This is a genomic window from Rhodocyclaceae bacterium, from assembly GCA_020248265.1.
In the GTDB taxonomy this organism is placed as follows: Bacteria; Pseudomonadota; Gammaproteobacteria; order Burkholderiales; family CAIKXV01; genus CAIKXV01.
Window position 1 is genome coordinate 56,457 of sequence record JADCHX010000022.1, and the last position, 13,126, is coordinate 69,582.

Consider the following 13,126-nt stretch of genomic DNA (forward strand, 5'->3'; position numbering starts at 1 on the left):
CGAACAACGCGGTGCAGGCCAGCGTGTGGGCGACGTAGAACGACATCGTCATGCGCCCGAGGGGCGCGAAGATGGCCAGTCGGCGCGCCCTGCCCGCATGCCATGCCCGCGCGAGCGCGCACACCACGCCCGCCGCAAGCAACGGCCCGGTGAACTGCGTCGCGAAGTCCACCGCCGATACGTCCCCGTCGGGATGCAGTGCGCCCCGCCAGACGGCCAGTGCAACGTTGAGCACGAGCCCCGTGGGCAGCAGCACCCGGGCACCGATCGACCACAGGCGGGCGCCGCAGCGCGCGCGCTCGAGCAGGCGCAGCCGGCCGGCGACCACGCCGGCGATACCGAGCGCGATCATCATCGGCAACTGCCACGGCAGCTGGTAGAAGTAGGACGCATAGCCGATCCGGTTGAGTTCGAACACCTCGGGCCAGCTGCCCGCGTGAGTGAGCCAGTGCGCGGTGACCGGCGATTGCGCGGGGGCGGGCAATGCCAGCATCAAGGCCAGCGTCGTGCCACCGACGACCAGCCAGAGGCCTGCCCACGCAGCACCGAGCAGGCACAACCGCCGCAACCGGCGCCTCGGCGTGGCCAGGAGCAGCAGCCCGAGCACGGCGAGCCAGGACAGGATGTCTCCGTAGTAGATGAACAGGCCGTGCAGGACGCCGATCACGCCCTGCCGCATCATCTGGCTGCGCCTGGAAGCGACCACGCCGGCGTCCGGCCTGCGCCCCTGGCGCCGCGTGCGCATCGCCCAGCCATAGCCGACGAGGAACATCAGGAGCGGGTAGCTCTTGGCCTGGAACAGCGCGATGCAGATGCCCTGGACCACCAGCGCAAGCATCGACTCCGACGGCTCGACCACGCCGACAGGCGAGGTGAACAGATGCGGGAACGACATCGTGTTGACGACCAGCACGCCGCACAGCGCCAGGCCGCGGATGCCGTCGATCAGCGTATCGCGTCCTGCGGCGCCTGTCTCCGGCGGTGGACCGGCGGGACCCGCCAGCGACGGCATCAGGGTGCCGCGGTCGAGCCAGGCCGCGCCGCGCGGATCTCGCGCGCGAGTTCGAACACCGCCATCGCGTAATGGATCGCGCGGTTGTAGCGGGTGATCACGAAGAAGTTGTCGAAGCCGAACCAGTACTCGGTGCCTTCCTTCGTGATCAGCGGGAACACCATCACCGGCAGCGAAGGATCGAGTTCGGAGGCGGGCACGAAGCCGAGCGCGGTCAGTGCGCCCACCGTGGTGTGCGGGCGGATGCCGAGCTTTGTCTGGGTCTCGGCGAGTTCTGCAGGCGCTGAAACCCGGACCGCCACGGGGCCGCCGGTGACCCAGCCGAACACCCGGTAGTAGTTCGCCACGCTGCCGATGGCGTCCGGCGCACTGCGGAACAGGTCGATGCGGCCGTCACCATCGAAGTCCACCGCCCACTTGCGATAGCTGGTCGGCATGAACTGCGGGATGCCCATCGCGCCGGCGAACGACCCCCGCGGCTGCGTGGGATCGATCGAAAGCTCACGCGCGAGCAGCAGGAACTGCTCGAGTTCGCCGCGGAAGAACTCGGCGCGCTTGGGGAAATCGAAGGCCAGCGTGGACAGCGAATCGAGCACCGGATGCGTACCCATCATCTTGCCGAACAGGGTCTCGGCGGCGATGGTCGCGACCACCAGTTCAGGCGGAACGCCGTACTGGGCCTGCGCACGCTCGAGCGCCGCGGCATTGTCCTGCCAGAAGCGCACGCCGCCGGCGATGCGAGGGCGGTTGACGAAGGCCGGCCGATACTCGAACCAGGGCCGTGGCCTGGACTGCGAATGCATTGCACCAAGCACCTGCTGCTGGACGCGAACCTGCGCGAAGGTGGCACGAAGGGCCTCACGGTCGAACTGGTGCCGCGCGACCATCTCTTCGATGAATGCCTCGGTCTCCGGCGAAAGGTTCCTCGGGCCGGGCGCGGGTTGCGCTGCCACCCTGCCCACCATCGCCGAATTGGCGATTGCTGCAATCAACGTTCGGCGATTCATCCGTACCTGCGTATGAGCCCTTTGACCACACCCCTGATCGTAACCCGTGCGGGTGCGAACACCAACGGCTGGAATGCCGGATTTGCCGGGTGCAGCACGACCTGGCCGGGACGCTGCTCGATCCGCTTCAGCGTCGCGGCCTCGCCATCGATCAGCGCCACCACGATCTCGCCATTGCGTGCCGAGGTACGGTGCTCGATCACCACCACGTCGCCATCGTGGATGCCTTCGTCGATCATGGAATCGCCGCGCACGGTGAGCGCGTAGTGGTCGGCGCGACCGGCCCAGCCAGCGCCGACTTCGATCACGGCATCTTCCTCGAGCGCATCGATCGGCTGTCCGGCGGCGACCCGACCCAGCAAGGGCAGCGTCTGGCCTTGCGCAAGCACCGGGACGACGGGTACGACCTGGTGCGGCGCAGGTTGTTCAGGGCACAGCACGATGCCGCGCTGCCTGCCGTTCATCGGCTCGACCAGCCCGGCTACGACCAGCGCATGTACATGCTTGTGCAGCGATCCGCGCGAACTCAGGCCGAGCGCCGCGCAGACCTCGTCTAGCGTCGGCGGATGATCAAGTTCGGGAAGCGTGTCGCGCAGCCATGCCAGGATCTGTGCCTGCCGGCGTGTCAGGGAAGGCGGCGCGTTTGGCATCTGGTCTGCATGCTGGTTGATCGATCGGGCGCGGGTGGAGGTGGAGGAGGTGGACGCCGACCGCGCATATCCCATAGTATCGCAGGGAGAACGAATGGAGAACAGCGTGCCCGACATGACGATTCCCGCCCGGGCGCACGGCCCCGACACCCCGGGCTCGGCGCGCGCGCTGCGCCGCCGCTCGAAGGCGGACCACCGGACGCAGGTCGCGCCACGCGCGCAGGCGCTCGAGCCCCTGCTGTCCCGGCTCGAGCGCCGCTACGGCGACCGCATCACCGCGCACCGGGTCGCGCCGGCCCGAGCGGCGAAGTTCGCGCCATTCCCGGACGACCTCGACCCGGCGCTGCGCCAGGCCCTGGGCGCGCGCGGCATCGAATCGCTGTACACGCACCAGCGCGCGGCCTGGGACAGCGTGCGCGCCGGGGCCCACACGGTGGTCGTCACGCCGACGGCGTCGGGCAAGACGCTCTGCTACAACCTGCCGGTACTGCAGGCCGTGCGCGAAACCAGCGCGAAATCGCTCTACCTGTTCCCGACCAAGGCGCTGGCCCAGGACCAGGTAGCGGAGCTGCTGGCCCTCAACGAAGCGGGCGAACTCGGCGTACGCGCATTCACCTTCGATGGCGACACACCCGGCGATGCGCGCCAGGCGATCCGCACCCGCGGCGACATCGTGGTGTCGAACCCCGACATGCTGCACCAGGCCATCCTGCCCCACCACACGAAATGGGCGCAGCTGTTCGAGAACCTGAAGTACGTGGTGATCGACGAGATGCACAGCTACCGCGGCGTGTTCGGCTCCCATGTCGCGAACGTGATGCGCAGGCTGCGGCGAATCTGCCGCTTCCACGGATCCGACCCGGTGTTCATCCTCTGCTCGGCGACGATCGCCAATCCGGTCGAACTGGCGGCAGGGCTGGTCGGCGCACCGGTGCACGGCATCACCGACAATGGCGCGCCGGCCGGCGAAAAGCATGTGCTGCTGTGGAACCCGCCGGTCATCAATGCCGATCTGGGCCTGCGCGCGTCGAGCCGCTCCCAGGTCACCCGGCTCGCCCGGATCGCGTTGAAGCAATCGCTGTCGACGATCGTGTTCGCCAACAGCAGGCTGGCAGTCGAGGTGCTGACCAAGTACCTGAAGGACGTGTTCGATCCCGATCCAAGGCTCGCCCCGCGCGTCGCGGCCTACCGGGGCGGCTACCTGCCGACCGAACGGCGCGACATCGAACGCCGCCTGCGCGCAGGCACGCTCGACTGCGTCGTGTCCACGTCCGCGCTCGAACTCGGCGTGGACATCGGTGCGCTCGATGTCTGCCTGCTCAATGGCTATCCGGGCACCATCGCCGGCACCTGGCAGCGCCTCGGGCGCGCCGGCCGTCGCCAGCGCACCTCGCTCGGCGTGCTGGTCGCCAGCAGCGAGCCGCTCGACCAGTACATGGTGCGCCATCCCGAATTCTTCTTCGGCGCGTCGCCCGAACATGCGCGTATCGATCCGGACCAGCTCCTGATCCTGATGGAACACCTGCGCTGCGCCGCGTTCGAACTCCCGTTCCACGCCGGCGATGCGTTCGGCGCTCCACCCCTCGCGGAGATGCTCGATTACCTGGCCGGCGAGCGCGTCGTGCACAGGGAGGGCGACCGCTGGCACTGGATCGCCGACAGCTACCCGGCCAGCACCGTGAGCCTGCGTGCGATCGCGGAGGGCAACTTCGTCGTCATCGACACCACCGACGGCGCCCGCAACGTGATCGCCGAGGTCGACTGGTCGAGCGCGCCGCTGACACTGTACGAAGGGGCCATCTACATGGTGCAGAGTCGGCCATGGCAGGTCGAACGCCTCGACTGGGAAGGCCGCAAGGCCTTCGTCACCCGTACCGATGCCGACTACTACACCGATGCGATCGACTTCACCCGGCTGAAGGTGCTCGACGAGTTCGAACAGGAAGGCATCGCCGGCGCGCTGGCCGTGCGCGGAGAGGTCCACATCGTGCGCCGCGTCGCCGGCTACAAGAAGATCCGCTACTACACGCACGAGAACATCGGCTACGGCGAGGTGCGCCTGCCCGACAACGAGATGCACACGACCGCTGTCTGGTGGCGGCTGGAGCCGGGGTTGCTCGAGCGCGCATTCGAGCGCCGCTGGCAGGCGCTCGACGGGTTCCTCGGCGCTGCCCACGCGATGCACCACGTCGCCGCGCTGCTTTCCATGGCCGAGGTGCGCGACCTCGGGCGTGCCGTCGGCGATGCGGAAGGCCGATGGCATGCGACCGTCGACGCCGACGGCCGCGGAAGGCTGCGCGGCCCGGACGACCAGCCGCTCGACACCGGCGCGCTCGAGCAGGATGTCGACCATGCGTTCTCGCCGACCGTGTTCCTGTACGACAACCATCCCGGCGGGGTCGGCCTGTCCACGCCACTGTACGACCTGCGCGCGCAGGTGGTCCGGCAGGCGGCCGACATGATCCGCGGCTGTACCTGCCAGCAGGGCTGCCCGGCCTGCGTCGGCCCGATACTGCATTCCGACGAGAAACCGGGACGCGATCCGAAGCGGCATGCGCTGGTCGTGCTCGACCTGTTGGGCGCCGCGCAGCCGCGCACGCTGCAGCCGGACGACAGCGGCGACACGCTGCCTGCCGACCGCGCGGCGGCGGCGGACGCGTCGCTGATGCTGCAGGGCATCGACGGGCTGTGAGTGGCAGTCTGGCCAGCCGGCTCGCACTCCTGTCGCGCCAGGCCGGACGACTGCCCTCGGGCAGCAACGCGCGCCAGGCCCCCGGCCCGGCCCGGCCGGACGTCCCGCCAGGCGGCGCTGAAGTGCCGGCCGTGCACACGCAGGCAGCTGCAGCCGAAACCGTGGTGCAGCCCGATACCGGCGCATCGTTCACCGAACGGATGCAGCGGATCGCGACGCGCGCGGCGGCTTTCGCCCGCCCGACCGATGAAGAACTTGCCGAGCGCCTCGGTGGCCGGCCCTGCGTGCCGGGCCTGATCGAGATCGAGTATCGGCACCCACTGTCCGAGCCGCATGGCTGTCGCGCGTTCGAGGCGCTGGTAGCACCCGACCTCGACTGGCTCACCGGCCCACGCCCGGCCGGGGTCGGCCGCGCCCCCCTGGTCTTCATCGATACCGAGACGACTGGCCTTGCCGGTGGCACCGGCACCCTCGCCTTCCTCGTCGGCATCGCAAGGGTGAAGGGTCCGGCACTGGTCGTCACGCAATGGCTGATCACCCGATTCTCCGCAGAGCCAGCCCTGCTCGGCGCTTTGCTCACGGCGCTCGGGCACGACACAGCCGACAGCATGTCCGCACAGGATGCGGTGGAGCTGGTCAGCTACAACGGCAAGTCTTTCGACCTGCCGCTTCTGTGCACGCGCCTCAAGATGGCCCGGATGGGCGCCGGACTGGCCCGGCTGGCGCACCATGACCTGCTGCATCCGGTGCGCACGGCGTTCGCCCGGCGCTGGCCCGATTGCCGACTGCAGACTGCAGAGCGCCTGCTGCTCGGCATCGAGCGAAGCGATGATCTGCCGGGACACCGCATCCCGGCCGTATGGGCCGATTTCGTGCAGTTCGGTGAGACTCGCGAACTCGACGCGCTGGTGCTTCACAACCGCATCGACCTGCTGTCGCTGGCCGCCCTGCTGCCAGCGCTGGCCCAGGTGTTCGTCGATCCGGCGGCGCCCCTGTCCGCGTCTGTCGAGCACCCTTGGCAGGCGATGCCCGACTCGGCGGCGATCGCGCGCATGCAGCGGCGCCGGCGCAGGCCCGACTGCGCCCGTGCACACCTGCTGGCGGCACAGGCCGCGATGGATGATCGCGCCCTGCTGGAGCTTGCCGACCTGCATCGCGCACGCGGCGATTGGGGCCTCGCCCTGCCGATCTGGCAGGCGCTCGCCGACACCGGTTCGCTGGACGCTGCGGAATCGCTCGCGAAGTACCACGAGCACGTGAGCCGCGACCTCGCCGAGGCGCTTCGCTGGTGCGAAGTACTCTGCCGCGCGGCACCTGCAGACCCTGCACACGCCGGCCGCCTGCGAAGGCTGCAGCAGCGCCGCCAGCGCCATGGCGCCTTGTTCGGTTGAACCAGCTGCGACAGAAAAAAAACCGGACGGTAAGTCCGGTTTAAACCTCGTCGGAGAGATTCACACGCATCGGCCGGGGGAGGAGCCCGTCCGACCCGCCTATTAACGCACATTGTTTGCGCGCGTTGACATTTTTTTGTGTCATTTATTTCTTACACCTTGAACGCTCCGGTACGCGCTGCAGGCATTTCGCGGCCGCGAACCGATGGCGCGGCGCATACCGCTGCTTGCTCGAATTCACAGGAACGCGCGTTTCGATTACTTTCCGGGCTGCAAGGTCGTCCGTCCCGCATCCGGCGAGGCGACCGGATTGCCCTACAGGTTGCGCTACCGAGGAGAGTCCCATGCAACACCATCGCCGTCGCCTGATCGTCGCTGCCGCAGCAGCGCCGCTTGCGTACCTGCCAGCCGCGCAGGCCCAAGCCTTTCCTTCGAAAGCGATACGCATCGTGGTTCCTTTCCCTGCCGGCGGGACCACCGACGTCATCGCGCGACTGGTGGCGCAGCGCATGACCGAGTCGATGGGCCAGCCGGTGATCGTCGAGAACCGCAGCGGCGCAGGCGGCACGATCGGCGCGGAGGTGATGGCCCGGGCGAATCCCGACGGCTACACGATGATGATGCACAACCTCACCTTCCCGCTGGCCTCGACGGTGCAGGCACTGCAGGGCAAGCCTCTGTACAGCCTCGACAACGATTTCGCCGGCGTCTCGCTGTCGGCCAACGTCCCGTTCATGCTACTCGCACACCCGTCGGTGCCGGTGAAGAACCTCGCCCAGTTCGTCAAGCTGCTGCAGGGCAATCGCAAGCTGTCCTACAACTACGGTTCGACCGGGCCGGGTTCGGTGATGAACGTGCTGGGAGAAATCCTGAAGCAGGAAGCGCGCATCGACATGACCCACATTCCGTTCAAGGGTGCCAATCCGATGCGCCTGGAACTGCTGGCCGGCCGCCTGGACTTCGGCGGCGATCAGTTGTCCACCTGCCTCGAGAACATCCGCAAGGGCGAACTGCGCGCATTGGCCACCACCGCTCCGGTCCGGGTGAAGGCCCTGCCCGATGTGCCGACGGTGCGCGAACTTGGCTTTCCGCTGCTCGAGATCGAGGGCTGGAACGGGCTGTTCGCGCCGGCAAAGACCCCGCGCGACGTACTCGACCGGCTGTCGAAGGAATCCGCTGCGGCGGCACGGCACCCGGATGTCGTCAAGCGCCTGGTCGAGATCGCCGCCGAACCAGTCGGCTCGAACGGGCCTGAAATGACCGCCCTGCTGCGCCGGCAGGTCGAGCAGTTCACGCCCATCCTGCGCAAGCTGAAGCTGGTGGTCGAGTAGCGAATCGCGACTGCTGGACCGGCCTGAAGCCGACCGGGGGCGCTTCGGGCCGGGGGGCGGCTGGTGGCGCTTTGGTACACTCGGCATCTTCCATTTTCTTCGCCGCACCTTCAGGAGAGCCGAATGGCAGCCAGCCCCGCCCCCACCGATTCGCTGACCGGCTACGTCGCCGATTTCATCGTCGGTACGCGTTATGAAGACATCCCGGCGGACGTGCTGGCCGTCGGCAAGAAGTCGATCCTCGACGGACTGGGTCTGGCGCTGTCGGGTTCGGTTGCCCATTCTGGGGAGATCGTGCGCGACTACCTGGCGGCGCAGGGATTCTCCGGTGGCCCATGCTCGGCGATCGGCATGTCGCTCAAGCTGCCCCCCCGGTTCGCGGCGTTCGCCAACGGCGTCGGCATCCATGCCGACGACTACGACGACACCCAGCTCGCGGTAGCCAAGGACCGGGTCTACGGCCTGCTGACCCATCCGACCGCACCCTGCCTGCCCTCCGCGCTGGCGATCAGTGAGCGCGATGGCCGGAACGGCCGCGACCTGATGCTCGCGTACCATCTCGGCGTCGAGGTCGAGTGCAAGATCGCCGAGGCGATCAACCCGCGCCATTACCAGGAAGGCTTCCACGCCACGGCGACCTGCGGCACGTTCGCCTCCGCCACCGCCGCCTCGAAGCTCTATGGCCTGCCGAAGGAGGCCGTGCTGCGCGCGCTGTCGATCGCTGGTAGCCAGTCCGCCGGGCTGCGCGAGAACTTCGGCACGATGACCAAGCCGTTCCACGCCGGCAAGGCGGCCGAGTCGGGCGTGTTCGCCACCGACATGGCGAAGATGGGCTGGACCGCCGCGCCGAACATCCTCGAGGCCGGCCGCGGTTTCTTCAAGGCCGCAGGCGGCGGCTGGGACGACGGCTCGATCCGCGGCATCCTCGGCAAGCCATGGACGTTCGCGAACCCGGGCGTGTCGATCAAGCCGCATCCGTCCGGCTCCCTCACCCACCCCGGCATGACGAAGATGCTGGAACTGATCAGGGCGAACGATATTCGCGCCGACCAGGTGGAGCGCGTGAAGGTCGGCACCAACCACAACATGCCGAACGCACTGATCCACCATCGTCCGCGCAACGAACTCCAGGCCAAGTTCAGCATGGAGTTCTGCATGGCGATCCTGCTGCTCGACGGCCGTGCGAATCTCCCCGAGTTCACCGACGACGTGGTGCTGCGCGCGGACGTACAGGCGATGATCGAGAAAGTCGACTTCGGCGTGCATCCCGAGGCTGAAGCCGCCGGCTACGACAAGATGACCACCATCATCGAGATCCAGATGAAGGACGGGCGCGTGATCAAGGGCTCGGCCGACTTCGGCAAGGGCAGCCCGGCCAACCCGATGACCTACGAGGAAGTGGCCGACAAGTTCCACGGCTGCTGCGATTTCGCGAAATGGCCGACAGCGAAGGCCAGGCAGATCGTGGAAATGGTACGCAACCTCGAGCAACTGGACGACGTGCGCGAACTCACCGCCCTGCTGGTCAGGTAGGCGCGCGGCAATGCAGCGCTGGCGCAATCCGCAGTCCATTTCGTTCACTGCGGCGCGGTCGCATTTCCGCGACGGCAGCGATACGCCCCGGGATTTCCTCGAGCGATGCATCGACACGATCGAGGCCCGTGAGTCGGCGGTCAAAGCCTGGGTAGTGCTGGACCTCGAGGCTGCCCGCAGGGCGGCCGACGAATCGACCGCGCGCTATCGAGCGGGACGGCCGTTGTCGCCGGTGGACGGCTGCCCGATCGGCGTCAAGGACATCATCGCCACGCGCGACCTGCCGACGCAGATGAACAGCCCCGCATTCAAGGGCTGGCAATCGCCTTGCGATGCAGCTCCTGTGCATGCGATGCGCAAGGGTGGCGCGGTCATCGTGGGCAAGACGGTCACCACCGAGTTCGCGGTGGGCTATTCGGGCCCGACCACGAACGCATTCGATCCGGAGCGTACTCCGGGCGGATCGTCCAGCGGCTCGGCTGCGGCAGTCGGTGCCGGCATGGTGCCGCTCGCGTTCGGCACCCAGACGCAGGGCTCGACGATCCGGCCGGCGTCGTACAACGGCGCGGTCGGATACAAGCCCACGCTCGGCATGCTGCCGCTGGGCGGCGTGCATCCGCTGTCGCAGACGCTCGACCATCTCGGCGTGATCGGCGCGACGCTCGACGACGTATGGTGCGCGGCCTCGCAGGTGTCCACCGGGCTGGGCAGCCCCGGCCATCGGTCGCTGCCGGCAGCGGGCGAGCTTGCGCCACAGCCCGTACGCCCCCGGCGCATGGTCCACCTGCACACGAAAGGCTGGCCGGAGATCGATGCCGCGACGGCAGCGGCGTTCGGTTCGTTCACCGCCGCGCTCACCGACCAGAGCGTGGAACTGATCAGCCGGGACGACGATCGTCGGATCGCCCGACTCGAGCAGCAGCTCGACGCCTGGGTGGACGAAGGGCTGGACCTGCTCGCCTACGAGATGCGCTGGCCGTTCGAGGCCTACGTGCAGGCGCACGGCACGCTGATCGGCGAGCGCATTCGCGGCTTCATGCAGCGGGCCCAGGAAATCTCGCCCGCCCGCTACGACGAGATGCTCGCGACGCGCCTGCGCATGCAGGCGGAGGTACGCGCGGTCGCCGCGGGTACCGACGGCTTCGTCACGTTGCCCTGTTCCGGCATCGCGCCGCGCGGGTTCGAGTTCACCGGCAGCCGCACCTTCCTCGCGTACTGGTCATGCCTCGGTTTTCCGACGTTCAGCCTGCCTCTGCTGGCCGTCGATGCGATGCCGCTCGGGGTCCAGTGGATGGGCGTGGACGGCCAGGACGGCGCGCTGGCCGCCAGCGCCAGCTGGTGCATGCAGGCACTCGCCTGAAACCCCATTTCGCAGCGTCCCGGAAGGAGTTACCGATGTCCCTGCCCCAGATACTCGATACCGTGCGGCGCGCCGCGCCTCGATGCGTCCGCCTTCCGGTGCCCCCACTCGCGTTCGCGGCATTGCTCTGCCTGCCCGTAGCCTCCGGAGCGCAGCCGAAGGACCCGGCAGCGGGATGGCCCGATCGGCCGATCCGCCTGATCGTGCCGTTCGCACCGGGCGGCAGCACCGACGCCGCCGCCCGCATCATCGGGCTGAAGGTGACCGAACTATGGGGACAGCAGGTGCTGATCGACAACCGCCCGGGCGCGACCGGCATCATCGGCTCCGAGATGGCGGCCAAGGCGACACCCGACGGCTACACGGTGCTGTTCGGCACGATCGGCTCGCATTCGGTCAACGTCAGCCTGTTCAAGCTCAGCTACGACCCGCTGAAGGATTTCGAACCGGTGACGATGACCGCCGCAGTCGGCAACGTGCTCGTCGTCAACGCGAAGTCGCCGCTGAAGTCGGTCAAGGACCTGATCGCGCTCGCGCGGCAGAAACCCGGCGAGCCGACCTTCGCGTCGTCCGGTATAGGCGGCGCTCCGCACCTGACCGGCGAGTTCTTCGCGCTGCAGACCGGGACGAAGATGACGCATATCCCGTACAAGGGCGGCGGCCCGGCGATGGCCGACCTGGTCTCGGGCAACGTGACGATGAGCTTCGCGTCGATGACCTCGGCACTGCCGTTCATCAAGGACGGCCGCCTGCGGCCACTGGCCGTGTCCTCGCGCGCTCGTTCGGGGCAGTTACCCGACGTGCCGACGATGATCGAGGCGGGGCTGCCCGATTTCGAGGTGCGCGACTGGCAGGGCCTGTTCCTGCCGCGCGGGACGCCACGGCCGATCGTGGACAAGCTGGCCAGGGGAGTCACCTCGGTGCTCAGGCAACCGGATACGGTGGAGCGTTTCACCGCCCAGGGCATGGAGATCATCGCCAGTTCGCCGGACGAGTTCCGCAAGTCGATCGCAGCCGAGATTGCGCGCTGGGCAAAGGTGGTGAAAGAAGCGAACATCAAGGCCGAATAGCCCGGAAGGCACACGATGGCACGCAACAGTCCCGCAAGCTCGTTCATCGGTCGCGGCCCATCCGCGAGCAGTTGCCGGATAGCCGCCGCGTGCGCCCTCGGCGTCATTGCAGCCTGCGCCCACGCCACCGTGCAGGCGCAACCGCAGGACTATCCCTCGCGGCCGGTGCGCAGCGTCGTGCCGTTCGCGGCCGGCGGGCTGAACGACACGCTGTCGCGACTGTTCGCGCAGGCGTTGTCCGAACGCCTGAAGGCGACCTTCGTGATCGACAACCGCCCCGGTGCGGGCGGCACCACCGGTACTGCCATCGTCGCCCAGGCGGTCGCCGACGGCTATACCCTGTTGTTCAGTTCGTCGACGACCATCGCGGTCAGCCCGCACCTGTTCACCAAGCTGGCCTATGACCCGGTACGCGATTTCGCGCCGATCACCAGCCTGGCCACGGTCGAGAGCGTGCTGCTGGTCAACCCGGCGACCCCCGCGAAGACGGTGAAGGAAGTGGTCGCGCTCGCCCGCGCGCAGCCAGGTCAGATTCGCTACGGGTCGGTCGGCATCGGCTCCTCGCAGCATATTGCCGGCGCGCTGTTCGGCACGCTCGCCAGGGTCGAACTGCTGCATGTGCCCTACAAGGCTGCGGGCCAGGTGCTGGCAGACCTCCTCAATGGCTCGATCGCCCTCGACTTCGAACCGATGCCGACCGCCCTGCCACACATCCGGGCGGGCCGCCTGCGCCCGGTGGCGGTCACCTCGACGAAGCGTTCGCAGGTGCTGCCCGAGGTGCCGACGATCGCCGAGTCGCTTCCAGGATACGAGATGAGCCTGTGGACCGGCCTGCTCGCCCCGCGCGGCACGCCTCGCCCGATCGTCGATCGGCTCAACGGCGCAATCGCCGAAGTACTGACCTCGGCCGACATGAAAGAACGCCTGCTCGGACTGGGCGCCGCGCCGCTGGGTGACACGCCGGAACGCTTCGCAGCCTTCATACGGCGCGAAGTCGAACGGATGGGCGAGGTCGTCAAGGCCTCCGGCGCCACCGCGCAGTAGATCACCGACCCCATCCGACTCAGGAACCGCAACCCG

The 13,126-nt window shown here is 68.2% G+C and carries 9 protein-coding genes; 7 read left to right on the forward strand and 2 right to left on the reverse strand.

All coding sequences use genetic code 11. The annotated features are described in order from the left end of the window. Positions 1-1,011: 1,011 nt before the first annotated feature. Both mltB and lexA read right to left on the reverse strand, forming a co-directional pair. Positions 1,012-2,019: a lytic murein transglycosylase B gene (gene mltB / locus ING98_17950; protein MCA3103756.1), complete on the reverse strand. Its 1,008-nt coding sequence runs from the start codon at positions 2,017-2,019 to the stop codon at positions 1,012-1,014. Next, positions 2,016-2,669: a transcriptional repressor LexA gene (lexA, locus tag ING98_17955; protein MCA3103757.1), complete on the reverse strand. Its 654-nt coding sequence runs from the start codon at positions 2,667-2,669 to the stop codon at positions 2,016-2,018. The genes mltB and lexA overlap by 4 nt, the downstream gene beginning before the upstream one ends. Positions 2,670-2,784: 115 nt before the next feature. Between lexA and ING98_17960 the strand changes: the two genes are divergently transcribed. From ING98_17960 to ING98_17990, 7 genes are all read left to right on the forward strand, one after another. Beyond that, the gene (locus tag ING98_17960; protein MCA3103758.1) at positions 2,785-5,361 is read left to right on the forward strand and encodes a DEAD/DEAH box helicase; all 2,577 of its coding nucleotides are present in this window, start codon (positions 2,785-2,787) and stop codon (positions 5,359-5,361) included. After that, positions 5,358-6,752 (forward strand): ribonuclease H-like domain-containing protein, encoded by a 1,395-nt coding sequence (locus tag ING98_17965; protein MCA3103759.1) that lies wholly within the window; start codon positions 5,358-5,360, stop codon positions 6,750-6,752. The genes ING98_17960 and ING98_17965 overlap by 4 nt, the downstream gene beginning before the upstream one ends. Before the next feature lie 344 nt (positions 6,753-7,096). Then, entirely contained in the window at positions 7,097-8,083 is a 987-nt protein-coding gene (locus ING98_17970; protein MCA3103760.1) for a tripartite tricarboxylate transporter substrate binding protein, read from the forward strand. A gap of 123 nt (positions 8,084-8,206) precedes the next feature. Continuing rightward, positions 8,207-9,616 (forward strand): MmgE/PrpD family protein, encoded by a 1,410-nt coding sequence (locus tag ING98_17975; protein MCA3103761.1) that lies wholly within the window; start codon positions 8,207-8,209, stop codon positions 9,614-9,616. Between the two features lie 10 nt (positions 9,617-9,626). Next, positions 9,627-10,976, forward strand: a complete 1,350-nt coding sequence (locus ING98_17980) for an amidase (protein MCA3103762.1) — start codon at positions 9,627-9,629, stop codon at positions 10,974-10,976. 35 nt (positions 10,977-11,011) lie between these two features. After that, on the forward strand, positions 11,012-12,046 hold the full coding sequence (locus ING98_17985; GenBank protein MCA3103763.1) for a tripartite tricarboxylate transporter substrate binding protein: 1,035 nt from the start codon (positions 11,012-11,014) through the stop codon (positions 12,044-12,046). 15 nt (positions 12,047-12,061) lie between these two features. Next, complete coding sequence (locus tag ING98_17990; protein ID MCA3103764.1) at positions 12,062-13,090, forward strand: tripartite tricarboxylate transporter substrate binding protein; 1,029 nt, start codon at positions 12,062-12,064, stop codon at positions 13,088-13,090. Positions 13,091-13,126: the final 36 nt, after the last annotated feature.

Coding starts and splice junctions, on each gene's coding strand:
- mltB (MCA3103756.1), bottom strand. CDS start 2,019: ATGAATCGCCGAACGTTGATTGCAGCAATCGCCAATTCGGCGATGGTG.
- lexA (MCA3103757.1), bottom strand. CDS start 2,669: ATGCCAAACGCGCCGCCTTCCCTGACACGCCGGCAGGCACAGATCCTG.
- ING98_17960 (MCA3103758.1), top strand. CDS start 2,785: ATGACGATTCCCGCCCGGGCGCACGGCCCCGACACCCCGGGCTCGGCG.
- ING98_17970 (MCA3103760.1), top strand. CDS start 7,097: ATGCAACACCATCGCCGTCGCCTGATCGTCGCTGCCGCAGCAGCGCCG.
- ING98_17975 (MCA3103761.1), top strand. CDS start 8,207: ATGGCAGCCAGCCCCGCCCCCACCGATTCGCTGACCGGCTACGTCGCC.
- ING98_17980 (MCA3103762.1), top strand. CDS start 9,627: ATGCAGCGCTGGCGCAATCCGCAGTCCATTTCGTTCACTGCGGCGCGG.
- ING98_17985 (MCA3103763.1), top strand. CDS start 11,012: ATGTCCCTGCCCCAGATACTCGATACCGTGCGGCGCGCCGCGCCTCGA.
- ING98_17990 (MCA3103764.1), top strand. CDS start 12,062: ATGGCACGCAACAGTCCCGCAAGCTCGTTCATCGGTCGCGGCCCATCC.